The organism is Streptomyces sp. NPDC039609, assembly GCF_055596705.1.
Genome location: NZ_JBVIUJ010000011.1, coordinates 1 through 20,882 on the forward strand (window position 1 = coordinate 1; position 20,882 = coordinate 20,882).

Consider the following 20,882-nt stretch of genomic DNA (forward strand, 5'->3'; position numbering starts at 1 on the left):
TCGGTGATGCCCATGGCGTACGCGACGATCGAACCGGCCGCGGAGCCTCGGCCGGGGCCGACGGCGATGCCCTGCTTCTTGGCCCACATGATGAAGTCGGCGACGACGAGGAAGTAGCCGGGGAAGCCCATCGAGATGATGGTGTCCATCTCGTACTCGGCCTGCTTCAGCCGGTCGTCCGGGATGCCTCCGGGGAAGCGGCGGTGCATGCCGCGCATGGTCTCCTCGCGGAACCAGGAGACCTCGGTGTAGCCCTCGGGGATGTCGAACTTCGGCATGAGGTTCTTCTCGACGAACATGCCGTCGGTGCTGACCTGCTCGGCGACGAGCAGCGTGTTGCGGCAGCCCTCCTGCCAGGCGTCCGAGGAGTCGACGGCGTACATCTCGTCCGTGGACTTCAGGTAGTAGCCCGTGCCGTCGAACTTGAAGCGGTCCGGGTCGGAGAGGTTCTTGCCGGTCTGGATGCACAGCAGCGCGTCATGGGCGGTGGCCTCGTGCGCGTACGTGTAGTGCGAGTCGTTGGTGACCAGCGGCGGGATGCCGAGCTTCTTGCCGATCTCCAGAAGCCCGTCCCGGACCCGGCGCTCGATCTCGATGCCGTGGTCCATCAGCTCCAGGAAGTACCGGTCCTTGCCGAAGATGTCCTGGTACTCGGAGGCCGACTTCAGGGCCTCGTCGAACTGGCCGAGGCGCAGCCGGGTCTGCAGCTCGCCGGAGGGGCAGCCGGTGGAGGCGATGAGGCCCTCGGACCACTGGGAGATGGTCTCCTTGTCCATCCGGGGCCACTTCTGCAGCCAGCCCTCGGCGTAGGCGTCGGAAGAGAGCCGGAAGAGGTTGTGCAGTCCGGTGTTGTTCGCCGCCCAGATCGTCTTGTGGGTGTAACCACCGGAACCGGAGACGTCGTCCCGCTTCTGGTGCGGCTGGCCCCACTGGATCTTCCGCTTGTTGCGCCGGGACTCCGGGGCGACGTACGCCTCGATGCCGATGATCGGCGTCACACCGGCCTTCTTGGCCGAGTGGAAGAAGTCGTACGCCCCGTGGAGGTTGCCGTGGTCGGACATGGCGATATGGGTCATGCCCATCTCGTTGCACGCGTCGAACATGTCCTTGAGCCGCGCGGCACCGTCCAGCAGCGAGTACTGGGTGTGTACGTGAAGGTGCGTGAAGGGCGGCTTGGTCACGGCGGAAGGCCTCCGGGCTGCAGTCTTCTGGGGTGCGACCCCCAGACCCCCGCTTTGAGGGAACAGCGTGGAAGTCTACGGCTCCCCACTGACAACCGCCGGGCACTCGGGGGTACGGTCGCGCGTTGAGAGACACGGAACGCCTGTCCCAATTGTCATGAACAGTCTTGCACCAGGAGGCCCCTCGATGTCGGTCCCGCAGCCCACCGCCGCCCAGCGCGGTGAGCAGATACTCGCCGTCTTCGACACCGCCTTCGGTGAGCTCCTCGCCGCCGACCCCGCCGCCTTCCGCGTCAAGTTCCGGAAGATGGCCGGCTCCGCCTTCGCCTTCTACCGGGGCACGGCGTGCCTGTTCTACAGCGACCTGGAGCAGGAGCAGCACGGCGGTCCCTATCTGGACGAGCGGACCGGCCGGGTCTGGATCCACGGCGATCTGCACGCCGAGAACTTCGGTACGTACATGGACGCCAACGGCCGGCTGATCTTCAACGTCAACGATTTCGACGAGGCGTACGTCGGCCCCTTCACCTGGGACCTGAAGCGGCTCTCGGCCTCCCTGGCGCTGATCGGCTACACGAAGGCGCTCAGCGACGAGCAGATCACCGAGCTCGTACGGATCTACGCCGCGGCCTACCGGGAGCGCATCCACGCCCTGGCGCTCGGCGCCAAGGACGACGAGGTGCCCCCCTTCACCCTGGACACCGCCGAGGGCCCGCTCCTGGACGCGCTGCGCGACGCCCGCTCACTGACCCGCTTCGGGCTCCTGGACTCGATGACGGAGATCCGCGACTTCGAGCGCCGCTTCTCCTCCGGCGGCGGCTCCATCGAGCTGGACGCGGCGACCCGCTACAAGGTCCTGGCGGCCTTCGACGGCTATCTGGAGACCCTGCCGGAGTCGTCCCTGGCCCGCCCCGACTCGTACCGGGTCAAGGACGTGGTCGGGCGGCGCGGGATCGGCATCGGTTCCGCGGGCCTGCCCTCGTACAACATCCTTCTCGAGGGCAACAGCGACGCCCTGGAGAACGATGTCGTGATCTACATGAAGCAGGCGCAGACCCCGGCCGTGTCGCGTCATGTGACGGACGCGGCGGTGCGCGGGTACTTCCAGCACGAGGGTCACCGCACGGTCATCTCCCAGCGGGCCCTCCAGGCGCACGCGGACCCGTGGCTGGGCTGGACGGAGCTGGACGGCTCCGGGCAGCTGGTCGCGGAGGTCTCGCCGTACGCGGTGGATCTGGACTGGTCGGACGTCGACGACCCGGAGGAGATCGCGGCGACCGTGGCCGACCTCGGCCGCGCGACGGCGACGATGCACGCGGCGGCGGACGACTCCAGCGGCCACTCGCTGGTGCCGTTCTCGACCGAGCGGGCCATCGACGCGGCGATCGCCGCCGACGAGGAGGGCTTCGCGGACCTGCTGGTGGACTTCGCGCACAGCTACGGGGCACGCGCGCGTGCGGACCACCAGATCTTCGTGGACCTGTTCCGGAACGGCCGGATCCCGGGCTTGTAGGTCCCCTCACAGCTCGCCCTTAAGAGGCTCTTACAGGAAGGCATGGCACACTCTCCAGCGCGATGGACATATCAGGGACGCGGCTCAGGGGGCTGCGGGCGGCGCTCTTCACGGCACTGGTCGTGACGCTGTCCGCCGGCTCCCATGTGCTGCTGTCCCAGGTGCCGCTGCCGCTGCTGACCGTGGGCCTGCTCTCGGCCGGTGTGTTCGCCGTGGCGTACGCGCTGGCCGGCCGCGAGCGTGGTTTCGGCGCGATCGCCGGGCTGCTCGTGCCGCTGGAGCTGGCGGCCGACACGGTGTTCACGACCGGCCAGGCGGTCTGTTACGGCCAGGCCGGCGGCCCCGTCGCCGGTTCGCTGCGCGCGGTGGGCGTGGACGTGCTCTGCGGCGGCGCCCTGGGCACCCCGCTGCCGGGAGTCGCCGCCCCCGAGAGCGGGACCGCGGCCGCCCTCCTGAACTCTCCCGACCCGTCCCTGCCGTGGCTGCTGCTCGCCGCCCATGTGTCGGTCGGGCTGTTCGCCGCGGCCTGGCTGCGGCACGGCGAGCGGGCGCTGACGCGGCTGGTCGGCGCCGTGGCGGCCTTCGCGTTCCGGCCGCTGCTGCTCGTCGCCTCGCTCCTCGGCACCCCGCGCTCCGCCCGTGGGCGCGGCGGGCGCCCCCTGGACCGGCCGCGTCGGTCCCGTACCCGCCTTCTCGTGCACTCCGTCGGACGGCGGGGACCGCCGTGCTCGGGCTTCGCCCTCGCCTGAGCACCGCCCCCCTTTTTCTTTCGACCTTTCACGGAGATCACGACCATGAGTGCACGCAACAGCCAGGCCAACAAGGCGGCCGCCCGCGAGCGGCTGCGCATAGAGCGCGAGCGTCAGGCCAAGAAGGACAAGGCCCGTCGTCAGGTGATCGTCGCCGTGTCGGCGGTCGCCGCCCTGGCGGTCGCCGGCGGCATCGGCTACGCCGTCGTCCAGGCCAACAAGCCGTCCCACTGGGAGGCGGTGGCGAAGGAGTCGACCATCACCGCGCCCAAGAACACCGAGGGCACGAACGGTACGACGGTCGTCGTCGGCAAGGCGTCCGCGAAGAAGACGCTGGAGCTCTACGAGGACTCCCGCTGCCCGGTCTGCGCGACCTTCGAGCAGCAGGTCGGCGCGACGGTCGAGAAGGACGTCGAGGCCGGCAAGTACAAGGTCAAGTACGTCGGCGCCACCTTCATCGACAACGTCGACCAGGGCGAGGGCTCGAAGAACGCGCTGTCGGCGCTGGGCGCGGCGCTGAACGTGAGCCCCGAGGCGTTCATGACGTACAAGTCCGCCCTCTACTCCGCCCAGTTCCACCCGGAGGAGAGCCAGGACAAGTTCGCGAAGGACTCCTACCTCCTGGACGTCGCGAACTCGGTCCCGGCGCTGAAGGGCAACGCGGAGTTCAAGAAGAACGTGGAGAACGGCACCTTCGACGCCTGGGCGATGAAGATGTCCGCGGCGTTCGACGCCAGCGGTGTGAAGGGCACGCCGACCCTGAAGATGGACGGCAAGACCCTGACGGCCGAGGGCAGCGAGAACCCGCCGATGACGGTGGAGCAGTTCAACGCCGCGATCACCCCGGCGCTCAAGGGCTGACAGGCGCTCGGGTCCGCGGGAGCCCCGGCCCCGCGGACCCGCCCCGCACGGGCAGCGGCTGATCACGTCCGCAGGGCGACGAGTGTGCGAACTTTCCGGATTTCGCCTGCCTGTTCGTCATACTGGTCAGTAATCTGACTGCCCGTGACCAGTCGACACATTCCCCCTGCCCCCACCCGCCGTACGGTCGTGAAGGCCGCCGCCGTCACGGCCGTCGCCACACCGGCGCTGGTGGGCGCCGCCTCCCCCGCGTTCGCGGACTCCGAGGCACCCGCGTTTCTGCACGGTGTCGCCTCCGGCGACCCGCTGCCCGACGGCGTCCTGCTCTGGACCCGTGTGACACCCACCCCCGACGCCGGACCCGGATCCGGCAGAGGCCCCGCCGTCACGGTCGGCTGGGAGGTGGCCGAGGACCGGGCCTTCACCCGGATCGTGGCCCGTGGCACCTCCGATGCGACGGCCGCCTCCGACCACACCGTCAAGGTGGATGTCCGGGGCCTTCGCCCGGCGACCGCCCACTGGTACCGCTTCACGGCGGGCGCCACCGTCTCCCCGGTCGGCCGCACCCGCACCACGCCGACCACCGACGCCGTCACGCCCGGCGTCCGGTTCGGCGTCGTCTCCTGCGCGAACTGGGAGTCCGGCTACTTCTCCGCGTACCGCCACCTCGCGGCCCGGGCGGACCTGGACGCGATCCTCCATCTCGGCGACTACATCTACGAGTACGGCACCGGCGGCTACCCGGAGGCGAAGTACGTCGTCCGGCAGCACGAGCCGAAGCACGAGATCGTCTCGCTGTCCGACTACCGCACCCGGCACGGGAAGTACAAGACGGACGCCGATCTGCAGGCTCTGCACGCCGCGCACCCGATGATCGCGATCTGGGACGACCACGAGGTCGCCAACGACGCCTGGTCGGGCGGGGCGGAGAACCACACGCCCGGCACCGAGGGCGACTGGGCGGCCCGGGTCGCCGCCGCCAAGCAGGCGTACTTCGAGTGGATGCCGGTCCGCGCCTCGACCGAGGGCACGGTCTACCGGCGGCTGCGCTTCGGCAAGCTGGCCGATCTGCACCTGCTCGATCTGCGTTCGTTCCGCTCGCAGCAGGCGGGCATCGGCAAGGGCGCGATCGACGACCCGGAGCGCACGCTCACCGGCCGCGCCCAGCTGGACTGGCTGAAGTCCGGCCTCGCCGGCTCCGACGCGACCTGGAAGCTGGTGGGCACCTCGGTGATGATCTCGCCGGTCGCCTTCGGCGCCCTGCCCGCGCATCTGCTCGGCCCGCTCGCGGAGTTGCTGGGGCTGCCGAAGGAGGGCCTCGCGGTCAACGTCGACCAGTGGGACGGGTACACGGACGACCGCAAGGAGCTGCTGGCGCATCTGACCCAGCGATCCATCCGGAACACCGTCTTCCTGACCGGCGACATCCATATGGCCTGGGCCAACGACGTGCCCGTGAAGGCGGCGACGTACCCGCTGTCGCAGTCGGCGGCGACCGAGTTCGTGGTGACCTCGGTGACCTCGGACAACCTGGACGACATCCTCCATGTGGCACCGGGCACGCTCTCGGTGGTGGCGGCCGGGGCGGTCAAGGCCGCCAACCGCCATGTGAAGTGGGTGGACATGGACCACCACGGCTACGGCGTGCTCGATGTGACCGCCGAGCAGTCCCAGATGGACTACTACACGGTCTCCGACAAGGCGGAGGCGGACGCGACGGCCGCCTGGTCGCGCTCGTACCGGACGAGGAACGGAACGCAGCGCGTCGAGCGGGTGTACCAGCCGGTGCGCTGAGCTTGCCCCCGCCTTTCGCCGACATGACGTCATGGTCGATTTTCAGCCATGATCGCGTCTGTTAACAGCAGATCACATCGCCACGGCGGGTGGTGAGTTCGGGAGATCAAAATCCGGACACACCACCCGTCACTGGCGCCTCGTTCGTTACGTCCACGTCTCAAACTCCGGAACGGGCGAAAGTTTTTCTTCCCCATGACCCGCTTTGCACCATGAATGATTGGGCTTGATCAATGCTCAACAACGTCTGACATGGACCCGTAATCTCCCCGCGGTGGCGAGGAACTGCCTCTCCACACACCCCCCCGCGAGGAGTCACCAGTGCGTGCTCTTGTTCGTATATCGCCGCGTATGTCACGTCGTGTGCTCGGCACCGCGGTCATGGCCGGAACCCTGGCCCTGGCCCCCCTCTCCGCCCCGTCGGCCGCCCCGGCCACCACCACGGCGGCCGCCGCTTCCTCCGCCGAGGAGTGCGCGGACGGTACGGAGGCCCTCTCCGGCGCCCGTAAGGCCCGCGGCGCCTCCACCCACGCCGGCGAGCCCAACGAGATCTCCGCCGCCCAGGCGAAGGCCATGGACGCGGACCTGAAGAAGAGACTGGAGTCGGTCCGCGCGAGCGGCATGAACTCCACCGCCGCCGTGGTGAACATCCCCGTCTACTTCCACGTGGTTCACAGCGGCACCACGGGCAAGCTGAGCGCCACCGCCATCAACAACCAGATGGCGGTCCTCAACGCGGCCTACGGCGGCCAGGGCACCGGCAATGTGAACACCAACTTCCAGTTCACCCTTGCCTCGACCGACTACACGGACAACGCGTCCTGGTACAACCTGGCGTCCGGCTCCACGGCCGAGAAGCAGATGAAGCAGACCCTGCGCAAGGGCGGCGCCGGCGCGCTGAACTTCTACACGGCCAAGCTCAGCGGCGGTCTGCTCGGCTGGGCGACCTTCCCGTCCTCGTACAACTCGAGCCCGTCGATGGACGGTGTGGTCGTCCTCGACTCCTCCCTGCCGGGCGGCTCCGCGGCCAACTACAACGAGGGCGACACCGCGACCCACGAGGTCGGCCACTGGCTGGGGCTGTACCACACGTTCCAGGGCGGCTGCAGCGGCTCCGGCGACTCGGTGAGCGACACCCCGGCCGAGAAGAGCCCGGCGTACGAGTGCCCGACCGGCCGTGACAGCTGCACCAACAAGACCGGTGTGGACCCGATCCACAACTTCATGGACTACACGTACGACTCGTGCATGTACCAGTTCACCGCGGGCCAGGTCTCGCGGATGAGCAGCATGTGGACCGCGTACCGCGCCGGCTGACAGCCGGTCACCTGAGGAAGGGCGCGGCGGGAGAGCCCCCGCCGCGCCCTTCCGTATGTCCTACAGACTCTCCAGGAACGCCAGCGCGACCGCCCAGGTCTGCTCGGCGGCGCCCTCGTCCCAGTCCGGCAGCTCCGGATCGGTGTAGAGATGCCCGGCGCCCGGGTAGCGGTAGACCTCCACGTCCGCACCCGCCTTCCCCATGCGCAGATACCAGGACGTCAGCCAGTCGTGCGATTCGAAGGGGTCCGGGTCGGCGATGTGCAGCTGTACGGGAAGGTCGTCGGCGGACGCGCTCTCGGCGATGTCCGAGGTGCCGTGGAGGAGAAGCAGCCCGCGCGCCTTGTCGTCGCCCAGCGCGAGGGTCTGCGCGACCGAGGCGCCGAACGAGAAGCCCGCGTAGAGGAGACCGCGCTCGGAGTACGGAGCCGCGGCGAGGATCGCGCGCTTCAGCAGCTCCTCCTTGCCGATCGCCTCCTTGATCGCCATGCCCTCTTCCACGGTCTCGGCGGTCCGTCCCTCGAAGAGGTCGGGCACGTGCACCAGGTGCCCGGCGGCCCGCAGCCGTTCGGCCGCGGCCTCCACCGCCGGACGCAGACCGTAGGTCGAGTGGAAAAGCATGATGTCCATGCGGTCCATCCTGCCAGCCGACCGCGTCATCTCATGCTGCGCACGTCCAGCTGGCGCAGCACCCGGTCGACCACCTCGGGGTCGGTGCCCGGCTCGCTCCGCGCCGAGAGCACCTCGTGGCGGGCGGCCGACATCATCTCCCGCTGGATGCGCTGCACGGCCTTGAGACGTCCGGCCCGCTCGGTGAACGCCGCCCGGCGCTCCTCGTCCAGCATGTCGGGACTGATCCGCGCCCCGATGTCGAACGCCCCGCGCAGCAGCCGCTCCTGAACCTCTTCGGGCAGCTCCTCCGCATCCTCGATCTCCTTGAGCCGGCGCCTGGCCGCCTTCGCCGCACGGAGCGCGAGGTCCCGCTCCAGGGCTCGCTCGACGTCCGTGTCCGCCTGCACCCCGAGCCGCTTGACCAGCCAGGGCAGGGTGAGTCCCTGGAGGACCAGGGTCGTCATGATCACACAGAAGGCGATGAAGACGATCTCGTCCCGACCGGGGAACGGCGAGCCGTCGTCCGTACGCAGCGGGATGGCGAGCGCCAGCGCCACCGAGGCCACCCCGCGCATCCCGGACCACCACATGACGACGGTCTCCCGCCAGCTCATGGGGATCTCCTCGTCGTAGTCGCGACGGGTGTGCAGCCGCTTGGCCAGCCAGGTGGCGGGCATCAGCCACAGCAGCCGTACGCCGATGACGACACCGGTCACGGCCGCGCCCCAGCCGAGCATCTCCCCCAGGCGGCCGTCGCTGGTGCCGAAGACGACGTGCAGTTCGAGTCCGATCAGTCCGAAGGCGATGCCCGTGACCAGGGTGTCGACGATCTGCCAGAACGCCTGTCCGGCGAGTCGGCCCATGACGTCGTCGGCGTCGAATGCGTGCTCGGCGAGGAAGAGGGCGACGACGAGGACGGCGAGCACGCCGGAGCCGCGCAGCTCCTCGGCGAGGACATAGGCGACGAAGGGGACGAGGAGGGTGAGCCCCGTCTGGAGGGTGGGCTCACCGAGCAGACCCATCAGCTTGTTGCTGAGCCAGCCGAGGACGAGCCCGACGGCGATGGCGACGACGGCCGACAGGACGAGATCGAGACCCGCGCCCTCCCAGGAGAACGAGCCACCGACGGCCGCGCCGATGGCCACGTGGTAGAGCACGATCGCGGTGACGTCGTTGAAGAGCCCCTCGCCCTCCAGGATCGAGACGAGCCGGCGCGGCAGCCCGAGCGACCCGGCGACGGCGGTCGCCGCCACCGGGTCGGGCGGCGCGACGAGCGCGCCGAGCGCGACGGCGGCGGCGAGCGGAAGCCCCGGGACGAGCGCGTGGGCCATGGCGGCGACGGCGGCCGTGGTGACGAAGACCAGGGCCACGGCGAGCAGGAAGATGGGCCGCCTGTTGGCCGCGAACTGGCGCCAGGAGGTGCGCTGCACGGAGGCGTAGAGGAGCGGCGGGAGGACGAGCGGAAGGATGTACTCGGGCGGGATCTCGACGCTGGGTACGAAGGGCAGAAAGGCCAGCACGATCCCGACGAGGGTCATGAGCACGGGGGCCGGCAGCCCGAGCCGGTCCCCGAGCGGCACGGTGAGCAGCGCGCCGAGCAACAGCAGGAACAACAGGGCCAATTGGTCCACGGTGAGCCCTCCCGGCCTGGCGGCACGGTCGATGATCGGGCCTCAACCCTGCCACGGGCATGGACGAATCAGCCTAAACCCACCGACCGGCGCCGCCCGCGGGCGGCCCCGTGGGGAACTCCCCCGTGAGCGCGCGCGGACGCTCCTAGAGCGCCCGCCGCATCGCGCGGTGCGGAATGCCCGCGTCCTGGAACTCGGGGCCGTACGCCTCGTAGCCGAGACGCTCGTAGAAACCGAGCGCCTGGGTCTGGGCGTGGAGGTCCACGGCGGCCAGCCCGCGCGCACGGGCGGCGTCCTCGACGGCGCGGACCAGCGCCACGCCGACCCCCAGGCCGCGCGCGGCCTTGGTGACGGCGAGCCGCCCCAGCGAGCCCACGGACGTGTCGGCGCCGGTCTTTCCGACCGCGTCCTCGCCGTGGATCAGCCGTCCGGTGCCCAGCGGCAGTCCGTCCTCGCGGACGGCGAGGACGTGCACGGCCGTCTCGTCGTACCGGTCGTACTCGATCTCCTGCGGCACCCGCTGCTCGACCACGAAGACGTCCCGTCGCACCGCGAAGCAGGCCTCGCGGTCCTCGGGCCCGCGCACCTCGCGTACCGAGAACCCCGTGGTCACGCGCTCTCCGCCGCGATCCGGTCCAGCGCGTTCTGCAGGTCCGCCGGGTAGGTGCTCGCGAACTCGACCCAGCGCCCGTCCGACGGGTGCTCGAAGCCCAGCCGTACGGCGTGGAGCCACTGCCTCGTCAGACCGAGCCGCTTCGCCATCGTCGGATCGGCGCCGTAGGTGAGGTCGCCGACGCAGGGGTGGCGGTGGGCCGACATGTGCACCCGGATCTGGTGGGTGCGGCCGGTCTCCAGCTTGATGTCGAGCAGCGAGGCCGCGCGGTACGCCTCGATCAGGTCGTAGTGCGTCACCGAGGGCTTGCCCTCGGCGGTGACGGCCCACTTGTAGTCGTGCTGGGGGTGGCGGCCGATGGGCGCGTCGATGGTGCCGCTCATCGGGTCCGGGTGGCCCTGGACCAGCGCGTGGTAGCGCTTGTCGACGACCCGCTCCTTGAACTGCGCCTTCAGCAGCGTGTACGCCCGCTCCGACTTGGCGACGACCATGAGACCCGAGGTGCCCACGTCGAGTCGGTGCACGATGCCCTGGCGCTCGGCGGCGCCGGAGGTGGAGATGCGGTACCCGGCGGCGGCGAGGCCGCCGATGACCGTCGTTCCGGTCCAGCCCGGGCTCGGGTGGGCGGCCACCCCGATCGGCTTCATGATCACGACGATGTCGTCGTCGTCGTGGATGATCTCCATGCCCTCGACGGGCTCGGCCACGATCTGCACGGGCGCCGGGGCGCCCGGCATCTCGACCTCGAGCCACGCGCCTCCGCTGACCCGCTCGGACTTGCCGACGACGGCGCCGTCGACCTGGACCTTCCCGGAGGCGGCCAGCTCAGCCGCCTTCGTACGGGAGAACCCGAACATACGGGCGATGGCGGCGTCGACGCGCTCGCCCTCCAGGCCATCGGGAACGGGCAGGGTTCGGATCTCGGGACTCGTACTCACCCGTCGAGTATGCCTTGTCAGTCCTTGTGGACGGTGCCGTCCGGGTCCAGGCCCCGGAAGGACAGGATCACGATCAGGAAGCCGCCGCAGACGATCGCCGAGTCCGCGAGGTTGAAGACGGCGAAGTGGGCCGGCGCGATGAAGTCGACGACCGCGCCCTCGAAGACGCCCGGCGAACGGAAGATCCGGTCGGTCAGGTTGCCCAACGCACCGCCGAGGAGCATGCCGAGCGCGATGGCCCACCAGGTGCTGTAGAGCTTGCGCGCGAGCCGGGCGATCACGATGATCACGGTCGCCGCGATGAACGTGAAGATGATCGTGAAGGCCTCGCCCATGCCGAAGGCCGCACCCGGGTTCCGGATCACATGGAACGTCAGCAGGTCCCCGACGACCCGGATCGGCTCACGGCCCTCCAGCTCGGCCACCACGAGCAACTTGCTGCCGAGGTCGAGCAGGTACGCGAGCAGAGCGACCACGAAGAGCGCGACGATCTTGCGCTTGCCCTTGGGCTGCTCGGCGGGGGCCGCAGCCTCGCCGTCCGCCGCGCCGTCCGCGCCTGAATCCGGCGTACCGATGATGCGCTCCGCCTCTGCCACGTGAGTCCCTCAACCTAGGTGCCCTGACTGTGCACGAGGGTACGGCACGCCTCCGCGGCACCGTCAGGGCAGCCGGGCACCGAATCAGCCGCGCCTTTCCTGCTTCTGCTTGTCCTCGACGCACAGCGTGGCCCGCGGGAACGCCTGCATCCGCGCCTTGCCGATCGGCTTGCCGCAGACCTCGCAGAGCCCGTACGTGCCCGCGTCCAGCCGCTCCAGGGCGTGCTCGGACTGCTCGAGCATCTCGCGGGCGTTGGCCGCCAGGGCCAGCTCGTGCTCGCGCGTGATGTTCTTGGTGCCCGTGTCGGCCTGGTCGTCGCCCGCGCCGTCACCGGAGTCCCGCATCAGCCCGGTCAGCTCCTCCTTGGAGTGGAGCAGCTCGGCCCGGAGTCTGAGCACCTCGCTCTCCAGCTCGGCGCGGGCCTCGGCGACCTCCTCGGGCGTCCAGGGGTCTTCGCCGGGACGCACCGCGAGCTCGCCGGTACGGGCCGGGGGGACCGCGGCCTCGTTCTCGGCCGTCGTGACGCCACCCGCGGTCTTCTTCGCTGCCACCGTCCTGGCTCCTGTCTGCTTCACCTGCGCCGCGGACGCGGCCTTCTTCGTGACCGCGGCCTTCTTGGCCGGGGCCTTCTTCGCCGCCGGGGCCTTCTCGGCGGCCGTGGACCTCTTGGCCGCTGCGGCCTTCTTCGTGGCCGCCTTCTTCGCCGGGGCCTTGGCCTTCTTGGCCGCCGGAGCCTTCTTCGCGGCCGCCTCCTCCTCGGGAGCCGTCTTCGCGGCGGAGGTCTTCCTCGCCGTGCTGTTGGCCGTCTTCTTCGCCGTGCTCGTGCGTGCCGGGGCCACCGCGTTCGCCTTCTTCGTGACCGTCGTCTTCTTTCCGGTGACGTCCTTGGCCGCCCCGCCCGCACCGGCGGTACCGGCGGTCGAGGTCTTCTTCGCGGCGGTCTTCTTCGCCACCATGTCGCGGCCCCTTCACATTTTGTGATCTTGCTCGCGAATCGTGCTGGGACGATAAATCGGCCCAAGGCCCGCGGCAACGGGGCACGCCGCCGTTTCGCACCCGCCCATGCCCGCGGCATGGCATGCCTGCCTCCGTTGTGCCCAGCTCCCCGCCCGGTAAATCCGCCCCATCGCCCCGGCCGAAGCCCGACCGCACCCGTATGGCCATTCGGGTCACGCCGGATGCCCCGGCGAGCCGCCGGAAAAGCGGTCTGCCGACCCGCTTCCCGCCCCGTACACTGGGCAGAGCGAAAGGCTTGGATGGGGACGAGTAGCGTCGTACGCAGCCATGAGCGACCCGGGGACGGTGAGAGCCCGGGGGCCAGCCCGATGTGAAGGATCACCCCGGAGCCGCCGGAAGAAAGCCGTCAGGCGACTAGACCCGGCATCGCGACCCCAATGAGGGGGCCACGGGCACACGCCCGGGGCCAAGGAGGGTGGTACCGCGGGAGCCGCGCAGCACGGCGCTCTCGTCCCTCCGGACGGAAACGAAGCAGTCCGCCGGAGGAAGATCGATGACGCAGTACCGCCAGGTGCCCGCCCAGGTCGACCTGCCCGCGCTCGAGCACGCCGTGCTCGATTTCTGGCGCGAGAGCAAGGTCTTCGCCAAGACCCTGGAGCAGTCCGAGGGCCGCCCCGAGTGGGTGTTCTACGAGGGTCCGCCCACCGCCAACGGAATGCCCGGCGCCCACCACATCGAGGCCCGCGTCTTCAAGGACGTCTTCCCCCGCTTCCGGACCATGCGCGGCTACCACGTGGCCCGCAAGGCCGGCTGGGACTGCCACGGCCTCCCGGTCGAGCTCGCCGTCGAGAAGGAGCTCGGCTTCTCCGGCAAGCAGGACATCGAGGAATACGGCATCGCCGCGTTCAACGACAAGTGCCGCGAGTCCGTGACCCGCCACACCGACGCGTTCGCCGACCTGACGACGCGCATGGGCTACTGGGTCGACCTCGACGACGCGTACCGGACGATGGACCCCGAGTACATCGAGTCGGTCTGGTGGTCGCTCAAGCAGATCTTCGACAAGGGCCTGCTGGTCCAGGACCACCGCGTCGCCCCCTGGTGCCCGCGCTGCGGCACCGGCCTCTCGGACCACGAGCTGGCGCAGGGGTACGAGACGGTCGTCGACCCCTCGGTCTTCGTCCGCTTCCCGCTGACCTCGGGCCCGCTGGCCGGCCAGGCGTCGCTCCTGGTCTGGACGACGACCCCGTGGACCCTGGTCTCGAACACGGCCGTCGCGGCCCACCCCGAGGTCACCTATGTCGTCGCGACCGACGGCGAGGAGAAGCTCGTCGTCGCCGCGCCGCTGGTCGAGAAGGCGCTCGGCGAGGGCTGGGTGACCACGGGCGAGTCCTTCACGGGCGCCGAGATGGAGCGCTGGACGTACCAGCGCCCCTTCGAGCTCGTCGACTTCCCCGCGGAAGCCCACTACGTGGTGAACGCGGAGTACGTCACGACCGAGGACGGTACGGGTCTGGTGCACCAGTCCCCCGCCTTCGGCGAGGACGACCTCAAGGTCTGCCGTTCCTACGGCCTGCCGGTCGTGAACCCGGTCCGCCCCGACGGCACCTTCGAGGAGGAGGTGCCGCTGGTCGGCGGCGTCTTCTTCAAGAAGGCCGACGAGCAGCTGACCGCCGACCTGGACGCCCGCGGCCTGCTCTTCCGCCACGTCCCGTACGAGCACAGCTACCCGCACTGCTGGCGCTGCCACACGGCGCTGCTCTACTACGCGCAGCCGTCCTGGTACATCCGTACGACCGCCGTGAAGGACCGCCTTCTCGAGGAGAACGAGAAGACGAACTGGTTCCCGGACTCGGTCAAGCACGGCCGCTTCGGCGACTGGCTGAACAACAACATCGACTGGGCGCTCTCCCGCAGCCGCTACTGGGGCACCCCGCTGCCGCTGTGGCGCTGCGAGGACGACCACCTGACGTGCGTGGGCTCACGCGCCGAGTTGTCCGAGCTGACGGGCACGGACCAGTCGGAGCTCGACCCGCACCGCCCGTACATCGACGCGGTGACCTTCCCCTGCCCGAGCTGCTCGAAGACGGCGACGCGCGTGCCGGAGGTCATCGACGCCTGGTACGACTCGGGCTCGATGCCGTTCGCGCAGTGGGGCTACCCGCACAAGAACAAGGAGCTCTTCGAGTCGCGCTACCCGGCGCAGTTCATCTCGGAGGCGATCGACCAGACGCGCGGGTGGTTCTACACGCTGATGGCCGTCGGCACGCTCGTCTTCGACAAGTCCTCGTACGAGAACGTGGTCTGCCTCGGCCACATCCTCGCCGAGGACGGCCGAAAGATGTCCAAGCACCTGGGCAACACCCTGGAGCCGATCCCGCTGATGGACCAGCACGGCGCGGACGCGGTGCGCTGGTTCATGGCGGCCGGCGGCTCGCCGTGGGCGGCGCGCCGGGTGGGCCACGGCACGATCCAGGAGGTGGTGCGGAAGACCCTCCTCACCTACTGGAACACGGTCGCCTTCCAGGCGCTGTACGCCCGTACGTCGGGCTGGGCGCCGAGCGCGGCTGACCCGGCGCCGGGTGAGCGCTCGGTCCTGGACAAGTGGCTCCTGTCCGAGCTGAACACGCTGGTGTCCGAGACCACGCAGGCGCTGGAGTCGTACGACACCCAGCGGGCAGGCAAGCTGATCTCGTCGTTCGTCGACGACCTGTCGAACTGGTATGTGCGGCGTTCGCGCCGCCGGTTCTGGCAGGGCGACGCGGCGGCGCTGCGCACCCTCCACGACGTGATCGAGACGGTCACGCGGCTCATGGCCCCGCTCACGCCGTTCATCACGGAGCGCGTGTGGCAGGACCTGGTGGTTCCCGTGACGCCGGACGCCCCGGAGTCGGTCCACCTCTCGACCTGGCCGGAGCCGGACCTGTCGCTGGTCGACCCGACGCTCCCCACGCAGATGACGCTGGTCCGCCGCCTGGTGGAGCTGGGCCGGGCGACCCGGGCGGAGTCGGGCGTGAAGACCCGCCAGCCCCTGTCGCGCGCGCTGGTGGCCGCGACGGGCTTCGGGGACCTCTCCCCGGAGCTCCAGGCCCAGATCACGGAGGAGCTGAACGTCTCGTCCGTGGCTTCGCTCTCCGAGGTCGGCGGCTCGCTGGTCGACACCACGGCGAAGGCGAACTTCCGTGCGCTGGGCAAGCGCTTCGGCAAGGGCGTCCAGGACGTGGCGAAGGCGGTCGCGGCGGCGGACGCGGCGGCGCTGTCGCTGGCGCTGAGGAGCGGTGAGGCGACGCTGGAGGTCAACGGCGAGACGATCACGGTCGGCCCGGACGAGATCATCATCACGGAGACTCCGCGTGAGGGCTGGTCGGTGGCGTCGGACGCGGGCGCGACGGTGGCGCTGGACCTGGAGATCACTCCGGAGCTCCGCAAGGCGGGCCTGGCGCGTGACGCGATCCGCCTGATCCAGGAGGCCCGCAAGAACAGCGGCCTGGACGTGGCGGACCGGATCGCCCTGCGCTGGACGTCGGACTCCCCGGAGACCACGGAGGCCCTGACGGCCCACGCGACCCTGATCGCGGACGAGGTCCTGGCGACGGACTACGCGACGGGCCCGGCGGACGACACGTTCGGCACCCCGTTCAAGGACGAGGGCCTGTCCCTGACGTTCCAGCTCCGCAAGGCGTAACACCGACACGAAGCGGCCCGGCCCCTACGGGGTGCCGGGCCTTTTCGTTCCCTCCGACGAGCCAGAGGCCCGACGCCGGCACCGCGGCGCAGACCCCGGCGGCACACGGCCCACAACGCGACCCCCGACCCGGGCACACGCCCACAGGCGGCACGGCCCTGCGGCGTGAGCCACCACCGCCCCAGGCACACCCACAGGCCGCACGGCCCTGCGGCGCGAAGCCACCGCCCACCCAGGCACACGCCCACAGGCGACACAGACCCGCGGCGCGAGCCACCACAGCCCCAGGCACACACCCCCAGGCGGCACGGCCCTGCGGCGCGAAGCCGCCGCCCACCCAGGCACACGCCCACAGGCGACACAGACCCGCGGCGCGAGCCACCACAGCCCCAGGCACACACCCCCAGGCCGCACGGCCCTGCGGCGCGAAGCCACCGCCCACCCGGACACCTCTCCCGGCGCGAAGCTGCCGGCCTCTCGGGGCAGTGGGGGCGGAGCCCCCGCATCAGCCCCCACCGGGGTCTGGGGCGGAGCCCCAGTTCGGGAAGGCGCGGGGTGGGGAAGGAGCCCGCCGCAGGCGCCCCCCGCATGCCCCCGCTCCCGGTCCGCTCCCGCCCGCGCCCCCGTCCCGCAACCCGCCCACGACAAAGGCCGGGCCCCTGGTTTCCCAGGGGCCCGGCCTTCAGCCTGCCGACGGCTACGCGCTCATCGCGCGAGCGGCCGCCGTCAGTTGTCGTCCTCGTCGATCAGGAAGCCACGCATCGGCGCCGGCGCCTGCTGCATCGGCTGCGGCGCCTGCGGGCGGACCGGAGCCATCGGCTGCGTCATCGCCGGGGACATCTGCTGCTGGCCACCGTAGGACGGGGCACCGCCCATGGACGGCGCGCCGCCCATCGTGCCGTTGCCGCCGTACGACGGGGCGCTCGCACCGGCCGAAGCCATCGACGGGGCCGGCGGCAGGGAAGCCGTGGCCGGCGTCCGCGGCGGAGCCAGCGAGTCGTCCGCCTGGGTCTCCAGCTGACGCAGCTGCGACTCGAGGTAGGACTTCAGACGCGTGCGGTACTCGCGCTCGAAGCCGCGCAGGTCCTCGACCTTGCGCTCCAGCGTGGCGCGAGCGGACTCGAGCGAGCCCATCGCGACGCGGTGCTTCTCCTGCGCGTCCCGCTCCAGCGCGTCCGCCTTGGCGCGGGCGTCCCGCTCCAGGCCCTCGGCGCGCGAGCGCGCCTCGCCGACGATCTTGTTGGCCTCGGAACGGGCCTCCGCGATCGCCTGGTCGGCCGTCTGCTGGGCCAGCGAAAGCACACGCGCGGCGCTGTCGCCACCGGGGCCCTGCTGGGGCTGCTGCATCGGCTGCTGCATCTGCTGCTGCGGGTGACCCATCGGGCCGCCCATCGGCTGACCCATGGGGCCGCCCTGCATCTGGCCCGGGCCGGGGCCCATCGGGCCACCCTGCATCGGGCCGTGGCCACCAGGACCGGCGGGAAGCTGCGGCGCACCGGACGGCAGCTGCGGCGGACCCATCTGCGGGGGCTGCTGCTGGACCGGCGGTCCGGATATGGCGGCGGGCACGGGGGCACCGGGACCGACGGGACGATCCTGCTGCTCCGGCGGCTTGCGCATACCCTGCTGCTGCTGGTTCTGCGCGGCGGCACGCGTCGCCGCGGCCAGCTTGGCGCGCAGGTCCTCGTTCTCGCGGAGCAGGCGGGTCAGTTCGGCTTCGACCTCGTCGAGGAAGGCATCGACCTCGTCCTCGTCATAGCCTTCTCGAAGGCGGACGGTCGTGAACTGCTTGTTCCGCACGTCCTCGGGGGTCAGCGGCATCTCTTCTTCACCTCTACGTAGTCGTCGGCAGTCGGCAAGACCGTATCGTCCACATTCACCTCGCGAAGCTGCTCACGATGGAGATCAGGATGTAGACGATGATCATCAGAACGAAGAAGGACAGGTCGAGTGCCACGCCCCCGAGACGCAGCGGCGGAATGAACCGCCGCAGAAGCTTGAGCGGTGGATCGGTGACAGTGTAGGTGGCCTCCAGAACGACCACCATCGCCTTACCGGGTTGCCATGAACGGGCGAACTGGAAGACGTAGTCCATGACCAATCGGAAGATCAGCACGATGAGGAAGCACATCAGAGCGATGTAGACCACTTGTAGTGCGACGCCCATCCCGCGCTTCCCTCTCCCCTGGCTCTCGTGCTCTCGCTTGTCCGGCCTCGCGGCCGGGCCGTTCCGGTCTCGTAGTTCTCAGCTCTGGTTGAAGAATCCGCCCTCTGCGATGCGGGCCTTGTCCTCCGCCGTGACATCGACGTTAGCAGGCGACAACAGGAACACCTTCTGCGTCACGCGCTCAATGCTGCCATGGAGCCCGAAGACGAGTCCGGCGGCAAAGTCGACAAGTCGCTTCGCATCCGTGTCGTCCATCTCCGTGAGGTTCATGATCACGGGGGTGCCCTCACGGAAGTGTTCCCCGATGGTACGGGCCTCGTTGTACGTCCTGGGGTGCAGTGTTGTGATCCGGTAGGGCTCCCGCTCGGACACAACCTTGGGCATGATCACCGGCGCGTTCTTCTCCATGCTCGGACGTTCGGGTGTGATGGATGCCACGGGGGCAATTCGGGCCGGACGTCCGCTCTCGGCGGGTACCGGGACAGAATGGGACACCGGTTCACGCGGGGCGGGCGGCTGCACCACTCGTACCGGTTCCTCCCGCTCGATCTGTCGCGGGGGCTGGTGGCGCCGTTCACGCTCGGGCTCGGGCTCCAGCTCGGGTTCGAAGTCGTCGTCGGGGTCGAAACCCCGGCCGTCGTACCCATCGTCCTCCACGAGGCCGAGGTAGACCGCCATCTTGCGCATCGCGCCGGCCATTCTCTGAGTCCTCCGCTCTGTGGTGGATCGGCATCGTCACCAAGTGCCCGCGATCCACGAGGCCTGCCCGCCGATCAGCGGGAATGACCATATTTTCTGCTGTGGTCCGACTTGCTTCGCGACGTTACCGGAGCCTGGGGCGGACACCCAGTACCGCCGTACCGATGCGCACATGTGTCGCTCCGGCCGCCACGGCGTCCTCGAGGTCCGCACTCATCCCCGCCGACACCATGTTCGCAGCCGGACGGTTCGCGCGCAGGACAGTCGACAAATCCATCAGGCGGTCGAACGCCGCACGTTGGCGCCCCGCGTAGGGGCCGGCGAGCGGCGCGACGGTCATCAGTCCGTCGAGCCTCAGCCCCGGCGCGGCGTCCACGGCGGCTGCCAACTCCTCGATGCCGTCGGGCGACACGCCGCCCCGCTCGCCCCGCGCGCCCGATTCGGCGTCGAGCGCGACCTGGACGAGGCAGCCGAGCTCGCGCCCGGCCTTGTCCGCCGCCACCGACAGCGCGGTGACGAGCTTCAAACGGTCGACAGACTGCACTACATCCGCATAACTCGTCACAGATCGGACCTTGTTGGTCTGCAACTGGCCGACGAAATGCCAGCGCAGGTCCAGATCCGCGCAGGCCGCGGCCTTGGGGGCCGCGTCCTGGTCCCGGTTCTCGGCGACGTCCCGCACTCCGAGTTCGTGCAGAAGTCGCACATCGCTCGCGGGGTAGGTCTTGGTGACCACGATCAGGGTCACATCCGCCCGCTTGCGGCCGGCGGCGGAGCAGGCGGCAGAGATACGTTCCTCCACCTGCGCCAGATTTTCGGCGAGTTCCGTCTTACGGTCCGTCATATCAGTCCAACCAGACATATCCCGCGAGTCGCCCCGTGGTGCGATCGCGGCGGTACGAGAAGTGGTCGCCCGACTCGCGGGTGCAGATCTCACTGGCCCGCCGGTCCCGGATCCCCGACCGCTCCAGTTGGGCGTGGACTCCGGCGGTGACGTCGACGGCCGGGGTTCCCCAGCTCGTCTCGGCGAAGGCCGCCGGCTCGACCGCCGCGACCTCCTCCCGCATCCCGGCGGGCACCTCGTAGCAGCGCCCACAGACGGCGGGGCCGGTGCGAGCGGCGATACGGGCCGGGTCGGCACCCAAGTCGATCATGGCCCGCACCGCGGCCGGTACGACCCCGGCGACCATCCCGGGCCGCCCGGCGTGGGCGGCGGCCACGATCCCCGCGACGGGGTCGGCGAGAAGGACCGGGGTGCAGTCGGCGGTGAGGACGGCGAGAGCGAGTCCGCGCCGGGCGGTGACGATCGCGTCGACGGCCGGGATCCGGTCCGTGTCCCACGGCCGGTCGACCACCGCGACGTCCGCGCCGTGGACCTGGTTCATCCAGACCACGAGTGCCGGGTCGAGCCCCAGCTGCTCCGCCACCCGCGCCCGGTTCGTGCGTACCGCCTCGGGATCGTCCCCCACCGCGCCGCCGAGGTTGAGCTCCTCGTACGGAACGGCGCTCACCCCGCCCCACCTGTCGGTGAAGGCGAAATGCGCGCCGCTCACGGGTTCGAGCTTCTC

General features: G+C 70.2%; 18 protein-coding genes. 6 read left to right on the forward strand and 12 right to left on the reverse strand.

The annotated features are described in order from the left end of the window. Positions 1–1,181 (reverse strand): PHP domain-containing protein (locus tag ACZ561_RS29170; protein WP_471000421.1); only part of this gene is annotated, 1,181 nt, incomplete at its 3' end. Positions 1,182–1,368: 187 nt separating this feature from the next. On the opposite strand from ACZ561_RS29170, the gene ACZ561_RS29175 reads away from it, so the two are divergent. The 5 genes from ACZ561_RS29175 to ACZ561_RS29195 all read left to right on the forward strand — a co-directional run bounded on the left by ACZ561_RS29175 (position 1,369) and on the right by ACZ561_RS29195 (position 7,415). Further along, positions 1,369–2,694: a DUF2252 domain-containing protein gene (locus ACZ561_RS29175; RefSeq protein ID WP_471000423.1), complete on the forward strand. Its 1,326-nt coding sequence runs from the start codon at positions 1,369–1,371 to the stop codon at positions 2,692–2,694. Between the two features lie 62 nt (positions 2,695–2,756). Then, positions 2,757–3,443, forward strand: a complete 687-nt coding sequence (locus tag ACZ561_RS29180; protein WP_471000426.1) for a hypothetical protein — start codon at positions 2,757–2,759, stop codon at positions 3,441–3,443. A 45-nt stretch (positions 3,444–3,488) separates the two neighbouring features. Continuing rightward, on the forward strand, positions 3,489–4,304 hold the full coding sequence (locus ACZ561_RS29185) for a DsbA family protein (protein WP_471000429.1): 816 nt from the start codon (positions 3,489–3,491) through the stop codon (positions 4,302–4,304). A gap of 144 nt (positions 4,305–4,448) precedes the next feature. After that, positions 4,449–6,098: an alkaline phosphatase D family protein gene (locus ACZ561_RS29190; protein ID WP_471000432.1), complete on the forward strand. Its 1,650-nt coding sequence runs from the start codon at positions 4,449–4,451 to the stop codon at positions 6,096–6,098. 351 nt (positions 6,099–6,449) lie between these two features. Further along, positions 6,450–7,415: a zinc metalloprotease gene (locus ACZ561_RS29195; RefSeq protein WP_471000434.1), complete on the forward strand. Its 966-nt coding sequence runs from the start codon at positions 6,450–6,452 to the stop codon at positions 7,413–7,415. Between the two features lie 60 nt (positions 7,416–7,475). On the opposite strand, the gene ACZ561_RS29200 is transcribed toward ACZ561_RS29195, so the two are convergent. From ACZ561_RS29200 to ACZ561_RS29225, 6 genes are all read right to left on the reverse strand, one after another. Next, the gene (locus ACZ561_RS29200; protein ID WP_471000438.1) at positions 7,476–8,045 is read right to left on the reverse strand and encodes a dienelactone hydrolase family protein; all 570 of its coding nucleotides are present in this window, start codon (positions 8,043–8,045) and stop codon (positions 7,476–7,478) included. 26 nt (positions 8,046–8,071) lie between these two features. After that, on the reverse strand, positions 8,072–9,658 hold the full coding sequence (locus ACZ561_RS29205) for a Na+/H+ antiporter (protein WP_471000441.1): 1,587 nt from the start codon (positions 9,656–9,658) through the stop codon (positions 8,072–8,074). Between the two features lie 145 nt (positions 9,659–9,803). Further along, the gene (locus ACZ561_RS29210; protein ID WP_471000443.1) at positions 9,804–10,271 is read right to left on the reverse strand and encodes a GNAT family N-acetyltransferase; all 468 of its coding nucleotides are present in this window, start codon (positions 10,269–10,271) and stop codon (positions 9,804–9,806) included. Next, positions 10,268–11,209 (reverse strand): RluA family pseudouridine synthase, encoded by a 942-nt coding sequence (locus ACZ561_RS29215; protein WP_361433021.1) that lies wholly within the window; start codon positions 11,207–11,209, stop codon positions 10,268–10,270. The genes ACZ561_RS29210 and ACZ561_RS29215 overlap by 4 nt, the downstream gene beginning before the upstream one ends. Before the next feature lie 17 nt (positions 11,210–11,226). Further along, the gene (gene lspA, locus ACZ561_RS29220) at positions 11,227–11,805 is read right to left on the reverse strand and encodes a signal peptidase II (RefSeq protein ID WP_376446179.1); all 579 of its coding nucleotides are present in this window, start codon (positions 11,803–11,805) and stop codon (positions 11,227–11,229) included. A gap of 84 nt (positions 11,806–11,889) precedes the next feature. Further along, a complete protein-coding gene (locus tag ACZ561_RS29225; protein ID WP_471000446.1) occupies positions 11,890–12,762 on the reverse strand; it encodes a TraR/DksA family transcriptional regulator in 873 nt (290 codons plus the stop codon). 554 nt (positions 12,763–13,316) lie between these two features. Between ACZ561_RS29225 and ileS the strand changes: the two genes are divergently transcribed. Further along, on the forward strand, positions 13,317–16,448 hold the full coding sequence (gene ileS, locus ACZ561_RS29230) for an isoleucine--tRNA ligase (RefSeq protein ID WP_471000449.1): 3,132 nt from the start codon (positions 13,317–13,319) through the stop codon (positions 16,446–16,448). Positions 16,449–17,174: 726 nt separating this feature from the next. On the opposite strand, the gene ACZ561_RS29235 is transcribed toward ileS, so the two are convergent. The 5 genes from ACZ561_RS29235 to pgeF form a co-directional block, all read right to left on the reverse strand. Further along, positions 17,175–18,269 (reverse strand): DivIVA domain-containing protein, encoded by a 1,095-nt coding sequence (locus ACZ561_RS29235; protein ID WP_471000452.1) that lies wholly within the window; start codon positions 18,267–18,269, stop codon positions 17,175–17,177. 55 nt (positions 18,270–18,324) lie between these two features. Continuing rightward, positions 18,325–18,615 carry a YggT family protein gene (locus tag ACZ561_RS29240; RefSeq protein ID WP_019885526.1) on the reverse strand — a complete coding sequence of 97 codons (291 nt, stop codon included), beginning with the start codon at positions 18,613–18,615 and terminating at the stop codon, positions 18,325–18,327. A 78-nt stretch (positions 18,616–18,693) separates the two neighbouring features. Then, positions 18,694–19,314, reverse strand: coding sequence for a cell division protein SepF (locus ACZ561_RS29245; RefSeq protein WP_376444664.1), 621 nt, complete (start codon positions 19,312–19,314; stop codon positions 18,694–18,696). Positions 19,315–19,438: 124 nt separating this feature from the next. Continuing rightward, positions 19,439–20,158 carry a YggS family pyridoxal phosphate-dependent enzyme gene (locus tag ACZ561_RS29250; protein ID WP_471000457.1) on the reverse strand — a complete coding sequence of 240 codons (720 nt, stop codon included), beginning with the start codon at positions 20,156–20,158 and terminating at the stop codon, positions 19,439–19,441. A 1-nt stretch (position 20,159) separates the two neighbouring features. Continuing rightward, on the reverse strand, positions 20,160–20,867 hold the full coding sequence (pgeF, locus tag ACZ561_RS29255) for a peptidoglycan editing factor PgeF (RefSeq protein WP_471000460.1): 708 nt from the start codon (positions 20,865–20,867) through the stop codon (positions 20,160–20,162). Positions 20,868–20,882 lie beyond the last annotated feature (15 nt).

Bases quoted from the DNA above. Each gene is read 5' to 3' on its own strand.
- ACZ561_RS29200 (WP_471000438.1), bottom strand. From the start codon at position 8,045: ATGGACATCATGCTTTTCCACTCGACCTACGGTCTGCGTCCGGCGGTG.
- ACZ561_RS29235 (WP_471000452.1), bottom strand. From the start codon at position 18,269: ATGCCGCTGACCCCCGAGGACGTGCGGAACAAGCAGTTCACGACCGTC.
- ileS (WP_471000449.1), top strand. From the start codon at position 13,317: ATGACGCAGTACCGCCAGGTGCCCGCCCAGGTCGACCTGCCCGCGCTC.
- ACZ561_RS29175 (WP_471000423.1), top strand. From the start codon at position 1,369: ATGTCGGTCCCGCAGCCCACCGCCGCCCAGCGCGGTGAGCAGATACTC.
- ACZ561_RS29245 (WP_376444664.1), bottom strand. From the start codon at position 19,314: ATGGCCGGCGCGATGCGCAAGATGGCGGTCTACCTCGGCCTCGTGGAG.
- ACZ561_RS29225 (WP_471000446.1), bottom strand. From the start codon at position 12,762: ATGGTGGCGAAGAAGACCGCCGCGAAGAAGACCTCGACCGCCGGTACC.
- ACZ561_RS29185 (WP_471000429.1), top strand. From the start codon at position 3,489: ATGAGTGCACGCAACAGCCAGGCCAACAAGGCGGCCGCCCGCGAGCGG.
- ACZ561_RS29240 (WP_019885526.1), bottom strand. From the start codon at position 18,615: ATGGGCGTCGCACTACAAGTGGTCTACATCGCTCTGATGTGCTTCCTC.
- ACZ561_RS29250 (WP_471000457.1), bottom strand. From the start codon at position 20,158: ATGACGGACCGTAAGACGGAACTCGCCGAAAATCTGGCGCAGGTGGAG.
- ACZ561_RS29195 (WP_471000434.1), top strand. From the start codon at position 6,450: ATGTCACGTCGTGTGCTCGGCACCGCGGTCATGGCCGGAACCCTGGCC.
- ACZ561_RS29180 (WP_471000426.1), top strand. From the start codon at position 2,757: ATGGACATATCAGGGACGCGGCTCAGGGGGCTGCGGGCGGCGCTCTTC.